We start from the raw sequence: 21,711 nt of genomic DNA on the forward strand, positions 1-21,711 counted from the left end.
AATTCATCCTTCGCCGTATGCGCCACCGCGGGCGCGCCATGGACGGACGCCGGGATCTAAGCGTCGACCTCTTGCAGGGAGACATTCGTATCGGCTTGGCCAAGACAACCCCCATGGGGCGGCCAGCCGTTACAGCCTCGTTCAAATGCGGCGGAAATTTTGTTCCCGATATACCGCCCCTGTATGACGTCCAGGTGCATAGCCTGCTCGGCGAAATCTTGGTTATTACGGGGACGGAAATTGTCGACGGTATTGCCTACGCCCAGTCTTGGCATTGCCGAACGCCATAAACGGATCAGCAGCGCTATCCCGCGGTGTGGTCGGATAGGAGCGACCTGGCAGTCGGTAGCGCAGGCCTCTAATCGGCCCCCCCCAAGCAAACCTAATCGAATGCTGGTTTCGGAGGCCCGAGAAGCTCAGGTCAGTTGATACGGTGACTTTTCACGTCGCCGTCCGAAAACTCCAGCCTGTTAAGAAATTGGGACAGCGCTTTAGCGGCACCCGGCGTGAAGCTCAAGCGGACAGCCACTGACTTGTCGCCCCCCCAAAGCGCAGGACACGCCGCGTCGACATGGACCATGTTGCCTTCCACGGTCACGCTGAAAGGTGGCTCGATTACATGCCGCATCGTGGGCTCCGCTTTGGGAACGGAATCCGTCACTGCCGGAACCTTCTCGACGTCCTCAGACATGACCGTCTCCTGCCACCATGCGTCATACGGAATCAGCCGAACCTACTCCACTTAATGTCATTGCGCTACTACTGCGCCACCTCCGACAGGGAGACCAGGGACATCACGCCAACCACTTCCTGGCACTCGCGCTTCACGCACAGCAAGTCGTGGATGACTTCGAAGGTTACCGGGTCTCGCCGCACCTCCGATGAAAGGAAATCTATTCCACCACACCGCGGGCAGATTGGGTCGGAGCCTACCTGTATCGGTTTCTTATCCACGAAATCACCCCTCAATTCAGGTGACGCTAGGCCTGTGGCCACTGCCAGGGAAGCGCGTTGCGAGCCAGGTGCTGTGTCATTTCGAGCCACAGTAATAAGTTGCCCTTTTCCGGAAACTCTTTTCCGCGCCAGCAGGCGCAAGGATTCGTCATGTCCGAACAAACCCTCAAGGCCTACCAGGTATCCGCCTCAGCTCATGCCAATCAGCAATACCGCGGCCACGGTAAGAGCGCCTGCGATCAGTGAAAAAACGCCGAGCGCAACAACGGCATCGTCACCGCTAATCAGATCTACCAGTTCGAAGAGAGCTTTCATCTTCAGGTCCTCCAAACACGCTCATTGCGCCTGACCTAAGTCTCCCCCTTCTCGTTCGGCGCCTGACTGATAGATGTCAACGCGCCGGCCATCTCCAGCAAATCCACCACAACGATCAACAGGGCCGGCGGGTGCCGGCCGGATGAGGTATTGCCCATGGCAAAGGTGATTTCACAAATTACCGCGAAGATGCCGCGCCTGATGGAGGCCGGCGAGTATAGAAAGCTGAGGTACGCCGGCGGCAAGCCGAGCCTGCAGCAACTGAAACGATGGATTGAGGAAGGAGAAGTGGTGGGTGAGATAAAAGGAGGGATGTACTTCGTGGACCTGCAGGCAGCCCTCACCGGTTCGGATGACCCGCTGCTGGCCAAGATGATGGAGCTGAGCTGATGGCACCGCCGCGCAAGCGCGAAAGCAAGAATCGCGCGCTACCCGATAACCTCTATCCGAACGGGAAGTACTGGCGGTACCGAAACCCGATCACAGGGAAGGTACAAGAAAGACCTCGGCAGCCGGATGTTCGGCCAGATCGATGTCTTGGAGATGGCGGCCTATCTGGATCAGTTCCAGAACAACGCCTATACGAAGCACCGCACCCTCTGGGTGCAGATCTTCGACTTCGCAGCGGCCAAAGGCTTGGCCGAGCGCAACTTCGCCGAACTCACCCTGGTGAAGCAGGAGGCCGAGAAAGTGCGCCAGCGGCACACGCTCGAGGGTGTTCAGAAAATCTTGTCAGCGAACACCACGCCAGACTGGCTGAAGCGCGCCATTCGCCTGGCACTACTGAGCCTGCAACGTCGTGAGGACCTGGTGACGTGGGAGCGCTCCGCCGTGGATATGGCGAAGAACACTATCCGCATCTCCACCGGTAAGACAGAGAACTACGCAACGCCCATCCACCTGGAGATAGAGATGGGTCCCGACCTGCGTCAGGTGGTGGCCGAGTGCCTGAGCACGCCAATCGCCAGCCCCTACCTGCTGTGCTACATGCCGAAGCGGCGCCGACGGGATCAGATGGAGGCGAAGTTGCACTGGAGCGCTGTGACAGACGATTACCTGTCGAAACAGTTCACCAAGGCGAGGGACGACTGCGGGGCGTACAACCACATCCCCAACAAGCTTGCACGGCCAACTGTGCACGAACTGCGCGCGCTGGGTTCCTGGCTATATGAAAAGCAGGGATTCCCTACCGAGTACGTGCAGGCGCTGATGGGCCATGCCGACGGTGAGATGACGACCTACTATCAGGAGGGACACGAAGAGAAGGCGATCGAGTATCAGAGGGTGCGAGCCGACCTGAAGCTCTAGGCCGCAACCGCCGTTTTGCAAAGGTTTGGAAAAAATATTGAAAAAACAAAAAGGGCGACCCTTTCGGATCGCCCTCTAAGTACCGCCAGAAGCGGGTTTGTTTGGTAGGCACAATTGGACTCGAACCAACGACCCCCACCATGTCAAGGTGGTGCTCTAACCAACTGAGCTATGTGCCTGTCGTGTGGGGCGCATTCTACGCGATGGTTTCGGAGCGTCAAGCACTTTTTTCGCTAACTTACTGAAAAAGTGAATTTTTTTATGTTCGACCGTCCGTAAATTATTTTGCACGGGCACTAGCCGGCCAGATGCGACTCAGGTAGCATCCGCACATCTCGTAAAAAATAACAAACACAGGTGCATTATGCCGCACACCTCCTACCCCTCTTCCTATTACGCAGCGTCGGCCAACCCGGTTCCGGCCCGTCCTGAACTGCAGGGCGAGGTGGAAACCGATGTCTGCGTGATCGGTGCAGGCTACACCGGCCTGTCGACCGCCCTGTTCCTGCTGGAAAACGGCTTCAAGGTCACCGTGCTGGAAGCCGCCAAGGTCGGTTTCGGCGCGTCGGGCCGTAACGGCGGTCAGATCGTCAACAGCTACAGCCGCGACATCGACGTCATCGAACGCAGCGTCGGTGCCAAGCAGGCGAAGCTGCTGGGCGATATGGCCTTCGAAGGCGGCCGCATCATTCGCGAGCGCATCGCCAAGTACAACATCCAGTGCGACCTGAAGGACGGCGGCGTGTTCGCGGCCCTCAGCGCCAAGCAGATGGGCCACCTGGAATCGCAGAAGAAGCTCTGGGAGCGCTTCGGCCACACCCAGCTGGAACTGATGGACGCCAAGCGCATTCGCGAAGTCGTCGGCACCGACAGCTATGTCGGCGGCATGCTCGACATGAGCGGCGGCCACATCCACCCGCTGAACCTCGCCCTGGGCGAAGCCGCGGCCGTGGAATCCCTGGGCGGCGTGATCCATGAGCAATCCCCGGCGGTGAAGATCGACCGTGGCGCTAACCCGGTCGTGCACACCCCGAAAGGCCGTGTGAAAGCCAAGTTCATCGTGGTGGCCGGCAACGCCTACCTCGGCGGCCTGGTGCCGGAGCTGGCCTCCAAGTCCATGCCGTGCGGCACCCAGGTGATCACCACCGAGCCGCTGAGCGCCGACCTGGCCAAATCGCTGCTGCCGACCGACTACTGCGTCGAGGATTGCAACTATCTGCTCGACTATTACCGCCTGACCAGCGACAACCGCCTGATCTTCGGTGGTGGCGTGGTCTACGGTGCGCGCGACCCGTCGAACATCGAGGCGATCATTCGTCCGAAGATGCTCAAGGTCTTCCCGCAGCTGAAGAACGTGAAGATCGACTTCGCCTGGACCGGCAACTTCCTGCTGACCCTGTCGCGCCTGCCACAGGTTGGCCGCATCGGCGACAACATCTATTACTCCCAGGGCTGCTCCGGCCACGGCGTCACCTACACGCACCTGGCGGGCAAGCTGCTGGCCGAAGTGCTGCGCGGCCAGGCCGAGCGTTTCGATGCCTTCGCCACCCTGCCGCACTACCCCTTCCCGGGTGGCCGTATGTTCCAGGTGCCGTTCTCCGCGATCGGCGCCTGGTACTACACCATGCGTGACAAGCTGGGCATCTGACGCCTCGCGTCGTACCGCCCGAAAAAACGGCGCCTCAGGGCGCCGTTTTCTTTTCCGGGAGCTTTTCCGGCGGCGACGACGTATCGCTGCGCACCTGAGCATGGCTCATCAACGCGAAGATCAGGCTGCCGCCGACGATATTGCCCGCCAGCGTGGGCAGCGCGAAGTCGACGACGAACGCCCCGGGTCCGACCTCGCCGGCGAACATCAGGTAACCCACCTCGCAGGTGCCGACCACGATATGGCTGAAGCTGCCCAGCGCCATGAGGTAGGTGACCAGGAAGATGATCCACACTTTGGCGTGCTCCGCCGCCGGCACCAGCCAGACCATGGTGGCGATCATCCAGCCGGAGACGATGCCCTTGGAAAACATCTGCCAGTGGTCGTTCTCCATCACCTCGCGGCCGATATCGAGAAAGGCCTGGTCCGCCTTGGTGTCGAAGATCGGCAAATGCAGCATGCCGTAGGCGAACAGCAGCGCGCCGACCACGTTGCCCGCCAGCACCACCGACCACAGCCGCAGCAGCTGACCGAACTTCTCCAGCGTCGGCTCGCTCATCACGGGCAGTACCGCCGTCAGGGTGTTTTCGGTGAACAGTTGCTGGCGCGCAAGGATGATCGCCAGAAAGCCCACCGGGTAGCCGAGGCTGGTGGTGATCACCGCCATGTCGTGCTCCGGCAGGCGCGCGCGGAACAACCCCATGGCCATCAGCGACAGGCCGATGGTCAGCCCGGCGGCCAGTGCCGACCACCAGAGCGCCGCCAGGGTGCGGTCCAGTTCGTGATTGCCCTGCAGGCGAATGACCTCATGCAGGACCAACGGCCGCGGCGGCTGGCTCTTCTCGACCTTGCGCCGCTCCTCGGCGGAGAGGTCGTCCGCGGTGTCGCTCTCCGCCTTCGCGTCCTGCGCCTCGCCACGGGGCGCGCGCTCAGGGCGCTCCTTCGCCTCATCGGAACTGGCTCGCGACTGGGCGCCGCCGCGTGCCGGTGGATTTTCGCTCGCCATGCAAGACACCTCGCTGAGGGGTATTGCTGGGTTAGGCTGCGTTCGCCCCGCTTCGGTTCAGGAAACCTGCGCGCCTCAGTTCGCCGGGCATGCCGGCACCGCCTGGCAACGGGCTCCCTCCACCGCCGTGGCACTGACCGACTGGGAGAAGCGCACATCGTCCGGCGCCAACTGCCGCGCGCAGCTCGCCGCCGCGCCGGCCTGCTGCGGGCAACCGCGCTCACCCAGCACGTTGGCGAGGTTGAACCAGCCCGCTGCAAAGGTCGGCTTGGCATCGACACTGCGGCGCAGCGCGTCCTCGGCATCGCCCAGCTTGCCGTCCGTGTAGCGCGCATTGGCCAGGGCGAACCAGCCGAGCGACTCCTGTGGCCAGGCCTTTGTGGCCGTACGGTAGGCCTGCTCGGCCAGGGCTGTCTGGCCGGTTTCCTCCAGATCATGGGCCGCCTTCAGCCAGGTGGTCGGCTCAGCCGTGGCCGGTAGGCGATCGGCGGGCACGGTCAGCACCGCCCAGCGCTGGCTGCGTTTCCAGGTCACGTCGAAGGCGGTGAAGTCGATCACCAGGCGCTCGGTGATGCCCGAACGCAGGATCAGTTCATGGCGGGTGCGGTCAAAGCCGACCACCACCGCGAAGTGCCAGACCGGCAGCCAGTCGAGCCCCTGGTTCTGCAGGATCAGCACCGGATTGCCCGCGGCCACCTCGCTGAGGATGTTCTCCAGGCGCGGCTTGAGCGGATAGACCAGCATGCCCCTCTCCCGCGCCGCCGCCACCAGCTCCACCTGCAGGCTGCCCTCGCGCCCGGGGATGAATACCCGATCCTTCAGCGCCCGCGGGGTCACCCGCACGCCACGCTGGTTGAGCATGGTCGCCAGTGCGGCGGGGCCGCATTGGAACTCCTGCTGGGGGAAGAACTGCACGTCGCGAAGCTCGACCCGCTCCGGCAACGCATCGACACTGGATGGCAACGTCGGCGACTGCGCGCAGCCGCCGAGTGCCACGGCCGCCGCGAACGCGACGGCCATGGCCCAGCGCCTCAACGCTGGCACCGGACGAAGGTGAAGATGTGCGTGATACAGAGCATGTCGGTGATCACGAAGATCAGCAGGAACAACAGGATGATGCCGATGATGCCACCGGCGGGCGCCTCGTCCAGTTGCTGGTTGAACTGCGCCAGCTCTTCATTGGACAGGCTCTTGATGCGCTGCTCGACCTTGCTGCGTTCCACGCCCATGGACTGCAGCTTCTTCTGCACGCCCTGGTCATCGAGCATCTTCAACAGCTGTTCACGGTCGACCTGTTGCTGCCGAGCCTGCAACACCTCGCCTGTGCCCACCATGGCGGCCTGGGCCAACGGGACTTGCGCCACCACACCCAGCTGCGCGAACACCAGGACTGCTGCAAGGCTTTTCACCCGTTTTGTTATGGTCATTCTGGGTCACCTCATCATGGACTGCATGCACTAAGCAGGAGGTGCAGGCCGCTCGCACGCGAGGCAACCAACCGCCACGCTCCCGCCACGTTGGCGGCAACCGCAGGGGCCGCTCTCTAGTGAGATTGCAGTTCAGGAAAAGAGTTCGAAGCGCAGGTGACGCCACTCGGTGTCCAGGTGGCCCAGGTAGATGCAGGCACAGCCGCGGGGAAAGAGCATGTGCTCCGGCCCGATGCCTGGGCCCTCCAGGCGCAGCAGGCGCCCCCAGGGATGGTGGCTGACGCGCCCGCGCACATCCTCGACCGTACCGCCGCGCCGCCAGTGGATGGCCGCTTCGGCATCCTCGACGCCGTCGGGCTGTTCGATGCGCACCGGCTCGTCGCGCCAGCCGATCACCCGTTGCGGGTCGAACCCGGCCTGCTGCGCCAGCGGCAGCGGCGTGATCCACACCGCGCCGTCACGCTCTTCCAGCGACACCGCCAGCGGGCGCCATTGCGCCTGCTCCAGCGCCCAGAGCAGGTCGCCGTCGATGGCCAGCGAAGGTTCGGGCTGAGCCTGGATGCGGAAGCCGGGGCAGACCAGCACACCCTCGCGCAGGGGAATGCGCAGGTCGCTCATGTCGGCTCCGGCAGGTCAGGGCAGTGAAGGAACAACACAGCGCGGCGCACTTCATCCTCCCTACGGCTGGCGCGCGAACGGCAGCGGCGATTCTAGGGAATCGGGCGGCTCAGGGCGACTTCTGTTTCGCTTTCTGGCGCTCGAGGAAGTCCACCTTCCACTGCTCCACGCCCAGGTGCTCGGAGTCCAGGCTCGCCTCGACGCCATACCTGGCCTTGAGTGCCGCCACCGCCTCGGCATGCTCGACCAGGAAGCGGTCGAAACGCTCCACCAGTTCACCCTGCTTCAGGGTGGAGAGGTGAAAGGCACTGCGAGTGTGCGGCAGGGAGGGGTCGAACACCAGCGCGCCGGGTTTCGCGCGGATGTTGTCCAGGTAGTAGGTGGCGACCACCACGTTGAAGTAGGCGCCGTCGGCCTGCTTCTTCAGCGCGGTGTGAATCATCTGCCGGAGGTCGGCGCCGGGCGCCACGGCGATCTGCCCCGCCTGCACCTGCTGCTCGTACCCGCGCGGGGTCCAGCCGTCCACCAGCGCCAGCGTCTTCAGCGTGCCGACGCCCTGCCCCAGGCGCTCCGGCGCCACCAGCACGCCATCGACGTACTCGGTCACCGGCTGGCTGTAGCGCAGGGTCTTCCCGGCCTTCTGCTCCGGCGCCCAGTTGGAGTTGTCCGGGTACTTCAGATCGACCTGGCCGGACAGCAATGCCGGCAGCAACGCGTCCACCGGCAGCGGGCGATATTCCAGGGTGATGCCGCTGGTGCTGGCGAACAGATCCAGCAATTCGCGGGCGAAGCCCTGGTAATGGCCCTGGGCGTCGGTGCTGTAGTGCGGGGCGAAGGCGAGATTCTCGACGCCGACCACGTAGGTCTGCGCCATCGCGCTGCTGGAAAGGATGCTGGCGAGCGCGCAGCAGACTGCCTTGAGCTTCAAACGACTCTCCTTGTTACCTGTTGTTTTTGTTTTGTCCGGCGGGCCGGGCGCCCACCGTGGCGGGCTCAGCCGCCGGTCATGCTCATGAAGCGCAGCACCTGCACCTGCTGGTCGGCTTCGAAATGGTGGCGTTCGGGCTTGAGCTGCAGCGCCTGCATCAGCGCCTGGCGCAGGCGCGCACTGTCGCCGGGGTGTTCGCGCAGCAACTGGCGCAGGTCCAGCGCGCCTTCGTGGCCAAGGCAAAGCACCAGCTTGCCTTCGGCGGTCACTCGCACCCGGTTGCAGTCGCCGCAGAAGTTATGGCTGTGCGGCGAGATGAAGCCAATGCGGCTGGCATGGCCGTCGATGCGGTAGTAACGCGACGGCCCGCCACTGCGCTCGGGCGTTGGCAGCAATTGCCAGCGCTCGGCCAGTTGCGCGCGGACTTCGTCGCTGCTGCACAGGGTTTCCTTGCGCGCGTGACTGCTGACGCTGCCCAGCGGCATTTCCTCGATGAAACTGATGTCGATACCCTTCTCCAGGGCGAAGGCCACCAGGTCGCAGACCTCGTCGTCGTTGCGCCCCTTCTGCACCACGGCGTTGAGCTTGATGCGCTCGAAGCCGGCCTCGCGGGCGGCGTCGATGCCGTCGAGCACCTGCTCCAGCTTGTCGGAGCGAGTGAAGGCGGCGAAGCGTTCCCGGCGCAGCGAATCCAGGCTGATATTCAGGCGGCGCACGCCGGCCGCCCGCAGCTCGACCGCGCGCTCTCGCAACTGCGAGCCGTTGGTGGTGATGGAGAGATCGTCCAGCTCCGCGCGCGCCCCCAGTTTCGCCAGCAGCCCGCTCAGGCCCTTGCGCACCAGTGGCTCGCCGCCGGTGATGCGGATGCGCTTCACGCCCAGGCCGATGAAGGCGTCGGCGACGGCTTCGAGCTCTTCCAGGCTCAATACCTGGTCGCGCGGCAGGAACTGCATGTCTTCGCTCATGCAGTAGGTGCAGCGGAAGTCGCAACGGTCGGTGACCGAGAGGCGCAGGTAGGTGATGCGTCGACCGAAAGGATCGACCAGCTGGGAATCGGACATGGGCAGTGGGGAGTTCCGGATGGCAGGTGCCGAACGAAAGTGCGCTAGAAATACCCTAGAACGTCGTCGCTGTACACATAAAACCGACTCGCGAGTCAGGAAATTGCACGCCAGTACCGCGACAGGCCCCGAGTTGAGGGGCTCCAGAGCCCGGTGCTACCATGCCCGGCCCTGTTCGGTGACAACAGCAATAAAAGAAAGAAGACCAGCCAATGACCAGCATTCGCGAGCGTAACCGGCGCCTCATCCTGCGCGCAGCCAGCGAGGAATTCGCCGAGAAGGGTTTCGCGGCGACCAAGACCAGCGACATCGCCGCTCGCGCCGGGCTGCCCAAGCCCAACGTCTACTACTACTTCCAGTCCAAGGAAAACCTCTACCGCTGCGTGCTGGAAAGCGTGGTGGAGCCGCTGCTGCAGGCCTCCGCGCCGTTCCGCGAGGACGACGAGCCGAGCGAGGCGCTACGCGCCTACATCCGCTCCAAGGTGAGGATTTCCCAGGAGCTGCCGCACGCCTCGAAGGTGTTCGCCAGCGAGCTGATGCACGGTGCGCCGCACCTGCCCAAGGAATACCTGGACGAGCTGAACGCCCAGGCCCAGCGCAACATCGCCTGCCTGCAGAGCTGGATCGACCGCGGGCTGCTGGCGCCGGTGGACCCGCACCACCTGCTGTTCACCATCTGGGCGGCGACCCAGACCTATGCCGATTTCGACTGGCAGATCTCCATGGTCACCGGCAAGACCAGCCTCAGCGATGCGGATTTCGAAGCGGCCACCGAGACCATCACCCGCCTGGTGCTGCGCGGCACCGCGCCGGACAACGGCGCCGAGCCCAAGCCGCAGGGGCGGTTGCGGCCGTTGTCGATCTGAGCTGAAACCTCGATTGTAGGAGCGCGCCATGCGCGCGATCGCGGGCATGGCCCGCTCCTACAGGTAACGCCGGGCGCGGGCGCGCGATGAACTGCGCGCCCTTCCCTTCTTCGATCAGCCCGCGTCCGCCACCAGGCCCAGCGCCTGCACGCCGCGGATCGCGCATTGCTCGTCGATGTCCGAGGCGTCGCCGCTGATGCCGATGGCGCCGATCACTTCGTTGGCCGAATTGCGGATCAGCACGCCGCCCGGTGCGGGCACCACGTTGCCTTGTGCCAGGGTGTTCACCGCGGCGATGAACGACGGGCGCTGCTGCGCATCCGCCGCCAGCACGCGCGACGACTTGCCCAGCGCCACCGCGCCCCACGCCTTGCCGATGGCGATCTGCGGGCGAAGCATGCTCGCGCCGTCCTCGCGCTGCAGGCTCAGCAGATGGCCGCCGGCATCCAGTACGGCGATGGTTAGCGGCGCGGTGGACAGCTCGCGGCTGGCGACCAGGGCATGACGGGTAATGTCCAGTGCGGTTTCCAGACTCAGGGTGCTCATGAGGTTTTCCTCTTCAAGGTGACAAGACAGGTCAAGGTGGATAAGCCGGGGCCACGCCATGAGCAGATGAATGCTGCGCACACGCGTATCAGAAATCTGTACGCAATCTAGTAGCCGAAGGGCTTACCCAAAGCAACAGAAAAGGACAATTACGATCTATTTTTGTATACATTTTTTCAAACAACAGTTTGACCTGGCGTTCAGCTTTTCAGCAAAACCCTCGTAATAGATGGGCTCCAACAAAAAATGACCGTCCAGTCCCTCGTATACAACCCATCTTGACCTTCAGCGAATGGCCTGCTTAGAATCGCCTCAACTTTTGTACACAATCAGTATAAGAACCGAGGAACAAAATATGGCCAGAATGAGAGCAATCGAGGCTGCCGTACTCGTCATGCGTCGCGAGGGCGTCGATACCGCCTTCGGCGTACCGGGCGCCGCCATCAACCCCATGTATGCGGCCATGAAGAAACTCGGTGGCATCGATCACGTCCTGGCCCGCCACGTGGAAGGCGCCTCGCACATGGCCGAGGGCTACACCCGCACCACCGCCGGCAACATCGGCGTGTGCATCGGCACCTCCGGCCCTGCCGGCACCGACATGGTCACCGGCCTGTACTCGGCTTCCGCCGACTCCATCCCGATCCTCTGCATCACCGGCCAGGCGCCCCGTGCGCGCATGCACAAGGAAGACTTCCAGGCCGTGGACATCACCAGCATCGTCAAGCCGGTCACCAAGTGGGCGACCACCGTGCTGGAGCCGGGCCAGGTGCCCTATGCCTTCCAGAAAGCCTTCTTCGAAATGCGCAGCGGCCGCCCCGGCCCGGTGCTGATCGACCTGCCGTTCGACGTGCAGATGGCCGAGATCGAGTTCGACATCGACGCCTACGAGCCGCTGCCGGTGAACAAGCCCAAGGCCACCCGCGCCCAGGCCGAAAAGGCCCTGGCCCTGCTCAATGACGCCGAGCGTCCGCTGATCTGCGCCGGCGGCGGCATCATCAACGCCGATGCCTCCGACAAGCTGGTCGAATTCGCCGAGCTGACCGGCGTGCCGGTGGTGCCGACCCTGATGGGCTGGGGCACCATCCCTGACGATCACCCGCTGATGGCCGGCATGTGCGGCCTGCAGACCTCGCACCGCTACGGCAACGCCACCGTGCTGGAATCGGACCTGGTATTGGGCATCGGCAACCGCTGGGCCAACCGTCACACCGGTTCGGTCGACGTCTACACCGCGGGCCGCAAGTTCGTCCACGTGGACATCGAACCGACCCAGATCGGCCGCGTATTCACCCCGGACTTAGGCATCGTCTCCGACGCCGGTTCCGCCCTGGAGGTGTTCCTGGAAGTGGCCCGCGAGTGGAAAGCCGCCGGCAAGCTGAAGGACCGCAGCGCCTGGGTAGAAGCCTGCCGCGAGCGCAAGCGCACGATGCAGCGCAAGACCCACTTCGACAACGTGCCGGTCAAGCCGCAGCGCGTCTACGAAGAGATGAACGAATTCTTCGGCAAGGACACCTGCTACGTCAGCACCATCGGTCTGTCGCAGATCGCCGGCGCCCAGTTCCTGCACGTGTACAAGCCGCGCCACTGGATCAACTGCGGCCAGGCCGGCCCGCTGGGCTGGACCATTCCGGCAGCCCTGGGCGTGGTCAAGGCCGACCCCAGCCGCCAGGTCGTCGCCCTGTCGGGCGACTATGACTTCCAGTTCATGATCGAAGAGCTGGCCGCCGGTGCGCAGTTCAACCTGCCGTACATCCACGTGCTGGTGAACAACTCCTACCTGGGCCTGATCCGCCAGGCGCAGCGCGGCTTCGAGATCGACTACTGCGTGCAGCTGGCGTTCGACAACGTCAACGCACCGGAGCTCAACGGCTACGGCGTGGACCACGTCGCCGTGGTGGAAGGCCTGGGTTGCAAGGCGATCCGCGTATTCGACCCGAACCAGATCGGCGCCGCCTTCGCCCAGGCTCGCGAACTGATGCAGCAGCACCGGGTACCGGTGGTGGTCGAGGTCATCCTGGAGCGCGTCACCAACATCTCCATGGGTACCGAGATCAACGCGGTCAACGAGTTCGAAGAACTGGCGCTCAAAGGCGTCGATGCGCCGACTGCCATCTCTCTACTGGACTGATCAGCCGGACCGAACGACTCCTCCCTCCGGGGAGGAGCTGGGGGTGGATATTTCCTGGCGGAGAGTCCCCCACCCCCTGCTCTCTTTCATCAGGAAACCGAGCGCCACGCACCACCCGTTCAACAGGAGTGACCCCATGCCCCGTTTCTGCGCCAACCTGTCCATGCTGTTCACCGAGGTGGACTTCCTCGACCGTTTCGAAGCCGCCGCGCGCGCCGGTTTCAGCGGTGTCGAGTACCTCTTCCCGTATGACGTCGAAGCCGAGGTGATCAAGGCCCGCCTGGACGCCAACCAGCTCGAACAAGTGCTGTTCAACCTGCCTGCCGGCGACTGGTCGAAAGGCGAGCGCGGCATCGCCTGCCACCCGGACCGCGTCGAGGAATTCCGCGCCGGCGTCGACAAGGCCATCGCCTACGCCAAGGTGCTGGGCAACACCCAGGTCAACTGCCTGGCCGGCATCCGTCCGCAGGGCCATGACTGCGCGACCATCGAAAACACCTTCCTGAACAACCTGGAGTACGCGGCGGGCAAGCTCGAAGCCGCGGGCATCAAGCTGGTCATGGAAATGATCAACACGATCGACATCCCCGGCTTCTACCTGCAGACCACCCAGCAGGCCCAGGACATCCGCGAGAAGGTCGGCAGCGCCAACCTGTTCCTGCAGTACGACATCTACCACATGCAGATCATGGAAGGTGACCTGGCGCGGACCCTCGAGAAGAACCTCGCCTCGATCAACCACGTGCAGCTGGCCGACAACCCCGGCCGCCACGAGCCGGGCACCGGCGAGATCAACTACCGCTTCCTCTTCGACCACCTGGACCGCATCGGTTACCGCGGCTGGGTCGGCTGCGAATACAAGCCCAAGACCACCACCGAAGCCGGCCTCGGCTGGCTGAAGAGCCACAACGTCGTGTGACCCGACTCACTTCGTAGGATGGCGTGGAGCGAAGCGATACCCATCCTACGGCCAGCTCATCGACTCCCTGGGTACGCGGGGAGCCGGAAGCCCAACAAGAACAACCAGGAGAACTCCTCATGGCCAAAATCGGATTCATCGGCACCGGCATCATGGGCCTGCCCATGGCGCAGAACCTGCAGAAAGCCGGTCACCAGATCTTCGTTTCCACCCACCACGACGCCGCCCCGGCGGCCCTGGTCGAAGGCGGCGCCGTCGCCCTGGCCAACCCCAAGGAAGTCGCCCAGGAAGCCGAGTTCATCATCGTGATGGTGCCCGACACCCCGCAGGTCGAGGACGTGCTGTTCCGCAAGGACGGCATCGCCGAGGGCGTGGGCCCGAACAAGGTGGTGATCGACATGAGCTCGATCTCCCCCACCGCCACCAAGACCTTCGCCGAGAAGATCAAGGCCACCGGCGCCCAGTACCTGGACGCCCCGGTCTCCGGCGGTGAAGTCGGTGCCAAGGCCGCTTCCCTGAGCATCATGGTCGGCGGCTGCCCGAACACCTTCGAACGCGCCCTGCCGCTGTTCCAGGCCATGGGCAAGAACATCACCCGCGTCGGCGGCAATGGCGATGGCCAGACTGCCAAGGTGGCCAACCAGATCATCGTCGCCCTGAACATCCAGGCCGTCGCTGAAGCCCTGCTGTTCGCCGCCAAGAACGGCGCCGACCCGGCCAAGGTGCGTGAAGCGCTGATGGGCGGCTTCGCCTCCTCGCGCATCCTCGAAGTGCACGGCGACCGCATGGTCAAGGGCACCTTCGATCCGGGCTTCCGCATCAGCCTGCACCAGAAGGACCTCAACCTGGCCCTGGCCGGCGCGCGCGAACTGGGCCTGAACCTGCCCAACACCGCCAACGCCCAGCAGGTGTTCAGCACCTGCGCGGCCATCGGCGGCAGCAACTGGGACCACTCCGGCCTGATCAAGGGGCTGGAGCACATGGCCAACTTCTCCATCCGCAAGGACTGAAGAAGCCGCCTCGCAGGATGGCGTCGAGCGCAGCGATACCCGTCAATCCCTGCACCACCGGGTGATGGGTATCGCAAGCTCCACCCATCCTACGACGAGCAGGACGTAGGGCGCATAACGCCTGCGGCGTTATCCGCCAGAGAGCAAGGTGACGGGCCAGGTTATGGGAGTGGCCTCGCCCGCCACGCTGCAAAGCGCTTCGAACACCCGGCCGTTGGGAATCACGGCCTCGCCGGCCGGGGTGTTCGATTCCATCGCTGAGCCTTCTGCACGCAGAAGCCTGAGCCATGGAACACCACAACAAGAATCATCGGAGCCTGTCATGAGCCTCGACCCACGCGCCTTCCTGCGCGAGCTGTTCGACACCGCCATCGCCGCCGCGCACCCGGCCCAGGTACTGGCGCAGCACCTGCCCAGCGACACGGGCGGTCGCACCATCGTGATCGGCGCCGGCAAGGCCGCCGGCGCCATGGCCGAAGTCGCCGAGAAGCACTGGCAGGGCAACGTCCAGGGCCTGGTGGTCGCGCCCTACGGCTACGGCGCGCAGTGCCGCAGCATCGAAGTGGTGGAAGCCTCGCACCCGGTGCCGGACGACGCCGGCGAACGCGTCGCCCGTCGCGTGCTGGAGCTGATCAGCGGGCTGACCGAGAACGACCGGGTGATCTTCCTGCTCTCCGGCGGCGGCTCCGCCCTGCTCGCCCTGCCGGCCGAGGGTATCAGCCTCGACGACAAGCGCAGCGTGAACAAGGCCCTGCTCAAGTCCGGCGCCGCCATCAGCGAAATGAACTGCGTGCGCAAGCACCTCTCGGCCATCAAGGGTGGCCGCCTGGCCCGCGCCTGCTGGCCGGCCAGCGTGTATACCTACGCCATTTCCGATGTGCCCGGCGACGAGGCCACGGTGATCGCGTCCGGCCCCACGGTGGGCGACCCGACCACGTCGGCCGATGCGCTGGCGATCCTCAAGCGCTATGCCATCGACGTGCCGGCCAACGTGCGCGCCTGGCTGGAAGACCCGCGCTCGGAGACGGTCAAGCCCGGCGACGAATGCCTGTCGCGCAGCCACTTCACGCTAATCGCCACGCCCCAGCATGCCCTCGACGCCGTGGCGACCAAGGCCGAAGCCGCCGGCATCCCGACACTGATCCTGGGTGACCTGGAAGGCGAATCCCGCGAGGTGGCCAAGGTCCACGCCGGTATCGCCCGGCAGATTCGCAAGCACGGCCAGCCGCTGAAGGCGCCGTGCCTGATCCTCTCCGGTGGCGAGACCACCGTGACCGTGCGCGGCAATGGCCGTGGCGGACGCAACGCCGAGTTTCTCCTCAGCCTCACCGCCGACCTCAAGGGTGAACCGAACATCTGGGCCCTGGCGGGGGACACCGACGGCATCGACGGCATGGAAAGCAACGCCGGTGCCCTGATGAGCCCATGCAGCTACAGCCGCGCCCTCAAGGCCGGCCTGAACCCGCTGCACGAGCTCGACAACAACAACGGCTACGGCTTCTTCGCCGAACTGGGCGACCTGGTGATCACCAAACCGACCCGCACCAACGTCAACGACTTCCGCGCCATCCTGGTCCTCGAGAATGCAGGCTCGAGAAGGGAGCGCCATTAGCTGCATTCCGCGCCTAGCCTGGCGAACGCGGACCCAGCAACGCGGCCACGAAATCACCTGACTCGAGCCTGATCATGACTCCTGATAAGAAAGTAAAAATTCTCGCCACCCTGGGCCCGGCGATCAAAAGCCGCGAGGACATCCGCGCCCTGGTGGAAGCCGGCGCCAACCTGTTCCGCCTGAACTTCAGCCACGGCGAATACAGCGACCACGCCCAGCGTTTCGCCTGGGTGCGCGAAGTGGAAGCCGAGCTGAACTACCCCATCGGCATCCTCATGGACCTGCAGGGGCCGAAGCTGCGCGTCGGTCGTTTCGCCGAGGGCGCGGTGCAGTTGCAGAAGGGCCAGACCTTCACCCTCGACCTGAACGATGCACCGGGCGACGACAAGCGCGTCACCCTGCCCCACCCGGAAATCATCCAGGCGCTGGAGCCGGGCATGAGCCTGCTGCTGGACGACGGCAAGATCCGCCTGCAGGTACTCAACGCCCACAGCGATGCCATCGAGACCCGCGTGATGAACAGCGGCGAGCTGTCCGACCGCAAGGGCGTCAACGTCCCGGAAGCGGTGCTCAAGCTCAGCCCGCTGACCGCCAAGGACCGTCGCGACCTGGCCTTCGGCCTGGAGCTGGGCGTGGACTGGGTCGCGCTGTCCTTTGTGCAGCGCCCTGAAGACATCGAGGAAGCCCGCGGGCTGATCGGCGACAAGGCCTTCCTCATGGCCAAGATCGAGAAGCCTTCGGCGGTGCAGTCCATCGAAGCCATCGCCAAGCTGTCCGACGCGATCATGGTCGCCCGTGGCGACCTGGGCGTGGAGATGCCCGCCGAGAGCGTGCCAGGCATCCAGAAGCGCATCATCCAGGTCTGCCGCCAGCTCGGCCGCCCGGTGGTGGTGGCGACCCAGATGCTCGAATCCATGCGTTTCTCCCCGGCGCCGACCCGCGCCGAGGTGACCGACGTCGCCAACGCCGTCAGCGAAGGCGCCGACTGCGTGATGCTCAGCGCCGAGAGCGCCTCGGGCCAGTACCCGCGCGAAGCGGTGGAGATGATGGCGAAGATCATCCGCCAGGTCGAAGCCGAGCCGGACTACCAGGCCACGCTGGAAATCAACCGCCCGGAACCGGACGCCACCGTCTCCGACGCCATCAGCTGCGCGATCCGCCGGATCAGCCGCATCCTGCCGGTGGCGGTGCTGGTGAACTACACCGAGTCCGGAGCCTCGACCCTGCGCGCTTCCCGCGAACGGCCCAAGGCACCGATCCTCAGCCTGACGCCGCAGCTGAAATCCGCCCGCCGCCTGACCGTGGCCTGGGGCGTCCATTCGGTGGTCAACGCGCAGCTCGCCCACGTCGACGAGATCTGCTCCACCGCCCTGGACATCGCCCTGGCCCAGCGCATGGCGCGCCGTGGCGACACCGTGGTGATCACCGCCGGCGTGCCGTTCGGCCAGCCGGGCAGCACCAACATGCTGCGCATCGAGACGGTGGCGCCGGCGTTGGAGGTTTGATGCTCGGCTGAGAGCCCCTCTCCCCAACCCTGGCTACGCGCCCCGCTCCTCAAGCGGGAGAGGGAGCTGATCGGAGTCGCCAGCAAGTGTGGCGCTCATTGAAGCAAGGGTGCAGCGAGGAGTCAGCCGTATAGCGCGGGACTGATAGCCACGCCGACCTGCCCCCTCTCCCTCTGAGCGGGGCGCGCAGCCAGGGCTGGGGTGAGGGAAGGCAGGGCAAACAGGAGAAACACCGAGTTCAGGAGCCACGCCCAAGTGCGTGCCTCCGCACCGAGTCACTCCCGGACGGACGGGGCCGGGAATACGGGGCCGCGTCCCCGTCCGTCCGGGTTTGACCTTGTTGATGAATGCATGAGCACCGAATGCTTGTCGGTCCATGGCCCCCACGCAGCAACTCCCAATGCTGGCCATGGATTTTCGGGGCTGTCCGCGGTGATCCCGCAGGCAGCCTCTTTTCTTTTTCCCAACCCGTGGCGCGGCCCCGTATGGCGGCGTCACACGGTTCTCACGCAGCGCCCGCCGATGGGGCCTCGATGCCCCACACCCAACGAGGCGCTGCGGAGTCACTTTCAACTGCCCAGACCCCAAATGCCCCTGACCCTCTTCTCGCAGAAACGGCTCCTCCCCAACCGCCTGATCGGCTTCGGCCAGATCTACCTGCAAGCCGACGCCCGCTTCGGCCTGATCCTGCTGCTGACCATCGCCTGGTCCGCGCCGCACCTGCTGCCCGGCGCGCTGCTGGGTGCGCTGCTCGGCCCGCTCACCGCCCGCTTCGTGCGCGAGCCGCAGACGGACATCGACGCCGGCCTGCACGACTACAACCCGATCCTCATCGGCCTGCTGCTGCCCTTCCAGTTCCAGTGGTCGCTGGGGCTGGTGATGCTCACCGTTGCCGCCATCCTCACCGGCGTCGCCGTGCAGGCCGTGCTGCTGCGACAGTCGCGCCGGCGCTTCGGCCTGCCGGCCTACACCTCCGCCTTCGTGCTGCTGGGCTGGGTGTCGGTGGCGCTGGGCAAGGCGCTGGGCTTCGCGCCGGCGGGCGGCGTCGCCTGCCTCTCCTGCGGCGCGGTCAGTCCGCTGCTGGATGCCACGGCGCGGGGCTTCGGCGAAGTGATCTTCCTCGGCGAACCGCTCGCCGGCCTGACCATCGCCCTCGGCCTGCTGCTGGTGGAGCGCCGCGCCGCCTTCTGGGCCCTGGTCGGCGCCGCGGGTGCGCTGGCCCTCGCCCCGCTGTTCGACCTGCCGGCCGCCTCGGCCCAGGCCGGCCTGCTCGGGCTCAACGGCGCGCTGGCCGGTATCGCCCTGTCGCTGCGTTACCGCCACCCGCTGGCCCCGCTGTGCGGCATCGCCCTGGCGGTGCTGCTGCAACCCTGCTTCGCCCTCATCGGCCTACCCGCGTTCACCGCCCCCTTCATCCTCGCCTGCTGGCTGGTGATCCTCGGCCAGCGCGCGCTGCAAGCGCTGCTGCTCGATCCGCGAAGGGAAAGCAGCGGCCCCCGTGTATAGTCGAGGGCCCTTTTGCGGCGACGGATCGCATCCATGAACTTCGTGAAATACCAGGCCCTGGGCAACGACTATCTGGTGTACGCCGGCGACGCGCCGTTCGCCCTCACGGCCGCGCAGATCGGCCGGGTCTGCGACCGTCACCACGGCATCGGCTCCGATGGCATCCTGCTCGCCCATCACACCGACGCCGCCTTCGGCCTGCGCATCCTCAACCCCGACGGCTCGGAAGCGGAAAAGAGCGGCAACGGCCTGCGCATCTTCTCCCGCTACCTGTGGGACTGCGGGCTGGTCGCCGGGCAGCCGTTCGACATCGTCACCGCCGGCGGCACCGTCACCAGCCAGGTGTCCGACGAGGGCCGCACCGTGGAGGTGTCCATGGGCCGCGCCGAGTTCGCCTGCGCGAAGATCCCGGTGCTGATCGACGCCCCCGAGGCGCTGGACTATCCCCTGGAAATCGACGGCGTGGCGCTGAAGATCAACGCCGTGTCCATGGGCAACCCGCACTGCGTGGTGTTCGTCGAGCAGACCAGCCGTGAGCTGGCCTGCCGCCTCGGACCGCTGCTGGAACGCCACCCGCTGTTCCCCCGGCGCACCAACGTGCAGTTCCAGTGGCTGTCGCGCAGCGCCTTGCGCGTGGAAATCTGGGAGCGCGGCGCCGGCTATACGCTGTCCTCGGGTACCAGCAGCTGCGCCGCGGCGTCGGTGGCGCGCAAGCTCGGCCTGTGCGATGAACGCATCGACCTGGAACTGGCCGGCGGCCGCCTGGCGATCCGCGTCGACGACGACTTCCAGGTGACCATGCGCGGCGCCGTGCAGCGGGTCGCCGGCATCGACCTGGACCCGGAAGCCTTCGCCGACCTCGGCTGATTTTCGCCTGATTCCCAGGACGACCGGCATGGATCAATGCCGGTTCGCCTGCACGCGGCCAGACTGCAATCCGACACCTGCCGAAGCACAACCTGACGGATCAATCGACGGGTAACCGCGCATTTCCCGGTCTCAGACGGCATAATCCGCGCCCTTTCGCACCCGGCTCGCCGGGGCGATCCCACTTCCAGCAGCGAAAGACGTCATGACGCTACCCACTCCCACTCTTGTGCAGCGACTCAAGGGCACCAGCCTGGTCCTGCGAATCTTCATCGGCATGCTCTGCGGCATCGCCCTCGCCCTGCTCTGGCCGCAAGGCGCGGCAGCGGTCGGCCTGCTCGGCAAGCTGTTCATCTCCGCCCTGAAAGCCGTGGCGCCGGTGCTCGTGCTGGTGCTGGTGATGGCCTCCATCGCCAACCACAAGCAGGGCCAGCGCACGCACATCCGGCCGATCCTCGTGCTCTACCTGATCGGCACCTTCTCGGCGGCGGTGATCGCGGTGATGGCCAGCTTCGCCTTCCCCTCGACCCTGGTGCTGAGCGCGCCGACCAGCGAACTGGCGCCGCCCGGCGGCATCGGCGAAGTGCTGCGCTCGCTGCTGTTCAGCGTCACCACCAACCCGGTGAAGGCGCTGCTGGAGGCCGATTTCATCGCCATCCTGGCCTGGGCCATCGGCTTGGGCGTCGCCCTGCGCCACGCGCGCCAGAGCACCCGCGACCTGCTCGACGACCTGGCCGGTGGCGTCACCCTGATCGTCCGCGTGGTGATCGCCTTCGCCCCGCTGGGCATCTTCGGCCTGGTGGCCGGCACCATCGCCGAATCCGGCTTCGATGCGCTGATCGGCTACCTGCACCTGCTGGCCGTGCTGCTGGGCTGCATGCTCTTCGTGGCGCTGGTGGTCAACCCGTTGATCGTCTTCGCCAAGATTCGCCGCAACCCGTACCCGCTGGTGCTGATGTGCCTGCGCGAAAGCGGCATCACCGCCTTCTTCACCCGCAGCTCGGCGGCCAACATCCCGGTCAACCTGCAGCTGTGCGAACGCCTGGGCCTGCACGAGGACACCTACTCGGTGTCGATCCCGTTGGGCGCCACCATCAACATGGCCGGCGCCGCGATCACCATCAGCGTGCTGACCCTGGCGGCAGTGCACACCCTCGGCATTGCCGTGGACCTGCCCACCGCCATCCTGCTCAGCGTGGTGGCCTCGATCTGCGCCTGCGGCGCCTCCGGCGTGGCCGGCGGCTCGCTGCTGCTGATCCCGCTGGCCTGCGGCCTGTTCGGCATTTCCAGCGAAGTGGCGATGCAGGTGGTAGCGGTCGGCTTCATCATCGGCATCCTCCAGGACTCCGCCGAGACCGCGCTGAACTCCTCCACCGACGTGCTCTTCACCGCCGCGGCATGCCTGGCCGAAGGCGACGTGGACGCCCCGCCGGCAGGCGAACGCGCCTGACCCTCCTGCCGGGGCGAACGACGCCCCGGCATCC

At 65.3% G+C, this 21,711-nt stretch carries 21 protein-coding genes, 1 tRNA gene and 1 pseudogene; 13 read left to right on the forward strand and 10 right to left on the reverse strand.

Annotated elements, in window-relative coordinates; all coding sequences use genetic code 11:
- Nucleotides 1-421 precede the first annotated feature (421 nt).
- Both ACNFIA_RS25345 and ACNFIA_RS25350 read right to left on the reverse strand, forming a co-directional pair.
- Nucleotides 422-691, reverse strand: coding sequence for a hypothetical protein (locus ACNFIA_RS25345; RefSeq protein WP_416789725.1), 270 nt, complete (start codon nt 689-691; stop codon nt 422-424).
- Nucleotides 692-1,143: 452 nt separating this feature from the next.
- Nucleotides 1,144-1,269, reverse strand: coding sequence for a hypothetical protein (locus tag ACNFIA_RS25350; RefSeq protein ID WP_416789726.1), 126 nt, complete (start codon nt 1,267-1,269; stop codon nt 1,144-1,146).
- Between the two features lie 156 nt (nt 1,270-1,425).
- On the opposite strand from ACNFIA_RS25350, the gene ACNFIA_RS25355 reads away from it, so the two are divergent.
- From ACNFIA_RS25355 to ACNFIA_RS25365, 3 genes and pseudogenes are all read left to right on the forward strand, one after another.
- Nucleotides 1,426-1,659 carry a hypothetical protein gene (locus tag ACNFIA_RS25355; RefSeq protein WP_416789727.1) on the forward strand — a complete coding sequence of 78 codons (234 nt, stop codon included), beginning with the start codon at nt 1,426-1,428 and terminating at the stop codon, nt 1,657-1,659.
- A pseudogene (locus ACNFIA_RS25360) lies at nt 1,659-1,718 on the forward strand (hypothetical protein); the annotation flags it as partial. The gene ACNFIA_RS25355 and the pseudogene ACNFIA_RS25360, both read left to right, overlap by 1 nt.
- 67 nt (nt 1,719-1,785) lie before the next feature.
- Nucleotides 1,786-2,577 (forward strand): tyrosine-type recombinase/integrase, encoded by a 792-nt coding sequence (locus tag ACNFIA_RS25365; protein WP_416789728.1) that lies wholly within the window; start codon nt 1,786-1,788, stop codon nt 2,575-2,577.
- A gap of 102 nt (nt 2,578-2,679) precedes the next feature.
- Here ACNFIA_RS25365 and ACNFIA_RS25370 read toward each other — a convergent pair.
- A tRNA-Val gene (locus ACNFIA_RS25370) sits at nt 2,680-2,756 on the reverse strand.
- A 185-nt stretch (nt 2,757-2,941) separates the two neighbouring features.
- Here ACNFIA_RS25370 and ACNFIA_RS25375 point away from each other — a divergent pair.
- Nucleotides 2,942-4,225, forward strand: coding sequence for an NAD(P)/FAD-dependent oxidoreductase (locus ACNFIA_RS25375; protein WP_259753991.1), 1,284 nt, complete (start codon nt 2,942-2,944; stop codon nt 4,223-4,225).
- Nucleotides 4,226-4,259: 34 nt separating this feature from the next.
- Here the strand turns inward: ACNFIA_RS25375 and ACNFIA_RS25380 are convergent, their stop codons facing one another.
- The 6 genes from ACNFIA_RS25380 to moaA all read right to left on the reverse strand — a co-directional run bounded on the left by ACNFIA_RS25380 (nt 4,260) and on the right by moaA (nt 9,265).
- Nucleotides 4,260-5,231 (reverse strand): formate/nitrite transporter family protein, encoded by a 972-nt coding sequence (locus tag ACNFIA_RS25380; protein WP_416789730.1) that lies wholly within the window; start codon nt 5,229-5,231, stop codon nt 4,260-4,262.
- 75 nt (nt 5,232-5,306) lie between these two features.
- Nucleotides 5,307-6,251, reverse strand: a complete 945-nt coding sequence (locus tag ACNFIA_RS25385; RefSeq protein WP_416789731.1) for a PA2778 family cysteine peptidase — start codon at nt 6,249-6,251, stop codon at nt 5,307-5,309.
- 11 nt (nt 6,252-6,262) lie between these two features.
- Nucleotides 6,263-6,658: a PA2779 family protein gene (locus tag ACNFIA_RS25390; RefSeq protein ID WP_259753987.1), complete on the reverse strand. Its 396-nt coding sequence runs from the start codon at nt 6,656-6,658 to the stop codon at nt 6,263-6,265.
- A 132-nt stretch (nt 6,659-6,790) separates the two neighbouring features.
- Nucleotides 6,791-7,276 (reverse strand): hypothetical protein, encoded by a 486-nt coding sequence (locus ACNFIA_RS25395; protein WP_416789733.1) that lies wholly within the window; start codon nt 7,274-7,276, stop codon nt 6,791-6,793.
- Nucleotides 7,277-7,385: 109 nt separating this feature from the next.
- On the reverse strand, nt 7,386-8,204 hold the full coding sequence (locus ACNFIA_RS25400) for a substrate-binding periplasmic protein (RefSeq protein WP_416789735.1): 819 nt from the start codon (nt 8,202-8,204) through the stop codon (nt 7,386-7,388).
- Nucleotides 8,205-8,269: 65 nt separating this feature from the next.
- On the reverse strand, nt 8,270-9,265 hold the full coding sequence (gene moaA, locus ACNFIA_RS25405) for a GTP 3',8-cyclase MoaA (RefSeq protein WP_416789737.1): 996 nt from the start codon (nt 9,263-9,265) through the stop codon (nt 8,270-8,272).
- A gap of 212 nt (nt 9,266-9,477) precedes the next feature.
- Here moaA and ACNFIA_RS25410 point away from each other — a divergent pair, with 212 nt between their 5' ends.
- Nucleotides 9,478-10,131, forward strand: coding sequence for a TetR/AcrR family transcriptional regulator (locus tag ACNFIA_RS25410; protein ID WP_259753982.1), 654 nt, complete (start codon nt 9,478-9,480; stop codon nt 10,129-10,131).
- 114 nt (nt 10,132-10,245) lie between these two features.
- On the opposite strand, the gene ACNFIA_RS25415 is transcribed toward ACNFIA_RS25410, so the two are convergent.
- Nucleotides 10,246-10,677 (reverse strand): GlcG/HbpS family heme-binding protein, encoded by a 432-nt coding sequence (locus tag ACNFIA_RS25415; RefSeq protein WP_138526052.1) that lies wholly within the window; start codon nt 10,675-10,677, stop codon nt 10,246-10,248.
- A gap of 355 nt (nt 10,678-11,032) precedes the next feature.
- Here ACNFIA_RS25415 and gcl point away from each other — a divergent pair, with 355 nt between their 5' ends.
- The 8 genes from gcl (at nt 11,033) to sstT (ending at nt 21,677) form a co-directional block, all read left to right on the forward strand.
- Nucleotides 11,033-12,808, forward strand: a complete 1,776-nt coding sequence (gene gcl, locus ACNFIA_RS25420) for a glyoxylate carboligase (protein ID WP_416789738.1) — start codon at nt 11,033-11,035, stop codon at nt 12,806-12,808.
- Between the two features lie 136 nt (nt 12,809-12,944).
- Complete coding sequence (gene hyi / locus ACNFIA_RS25425) at nt 12,945-13,727, forward strand: hydroxypyruvate isomerase (RefSeq protein ID WP_416789739.1); 783 nt, start codon at nt 12,945-12,947, stop codon at nt 13,725-13,727.
- A 23-nt stretch (nt 13,728-13,750) separates the two neighbouring features.
- Nucleotides 13,751-14,737, forward strand: a complete 987-nt coding sequence (locus ACNFIA_RS25430; RefSeq protein WP_416789740.1) for a 2-hydroxy-3-oxopropionate reductase — start codon at nt 13,751-13,753, stop codon at nt 14,735-14,737.
- A gap of 322 nt (nt 14,738-15,059) precedes the next feature.
- Nucleotides 15,060-16,349 carry a glycerate kinase type-2 family protein gene (locus tag ACNFIA_RS25435; RefSeq protein WP_416789742.1) on the forward strand — a complete coding sequence of 430 codons (1,290 nt, stop codon included), beginning with the start codon at nt 15,060-15,062 and terminating at the stop codon, nt 16,347-16,349.
- Nucleotides 16,350-16,423: 74 nt separating this feature from the next.
- Nucleotides 16,424-17,854 carry a pyruvate kinase gene (gene pyk, locus ACNFIA_RS25440; protein ID WP_416789744.1) on the forward strand — a complete coding sequence of 477 codons (1,431 nt, stop codon included), beginning with the start codon at nt 16,424-16,426 and terminating at the stop codon, nt 17,852-17,854.
- 588 nt (nt 17,855-18,442) lie between these two features.
- On the forward strand, nt 18,443-19,360 hold the full coding sequence (locus ACNFIA_RS25445) for an urea transporter (RefSeq protein ID WP_416789746.1): 918 nt from the start codon (nt 18,443-18,445) through the stop codon (nt 19,358-19,360).
- A 33-nt stretch (nt 19,361-19,393) separates the two neighbouring features.
- Complete coding sequence (dapF, locus tag ACNFIA_RS25450; RefSeq protein WP_416789748.1) at nt 19,394-20,227, forward strand: diaminopimelate epimerase; 834 nt, start codon at nt 19,394-19,396, stop codon at nt 20,225-20,227.
- A gap of 205 nt (nt 20,228-20,432) precedes the next feature.
- Nucleotides 20,433-21,677, forward strand: coding sequence for a serine/threonine transporter SstT (gene sstT, locus ACNFIA_RS25455; RefSeq protein WP_416789750.1), 1,245 nt, complete (start codon nt 20,433-20,435; stop codon nt 21,675-21,677).
- The last annotated feature ends 34 nt before the right edge of the window (nt 21,678-21,711 follow it).

Origin of the sequence: Pseudomonas sp. NY15437 (genome assembly GCF_048068435.1) — a bacterium.
GTDB lineage: Bacteria > Pseudomonadota > Gammaproteobacteria > Pseudomonadales > Pseudomonadaceae > Pseudomonas > Pseudomonas nitroreducens_B.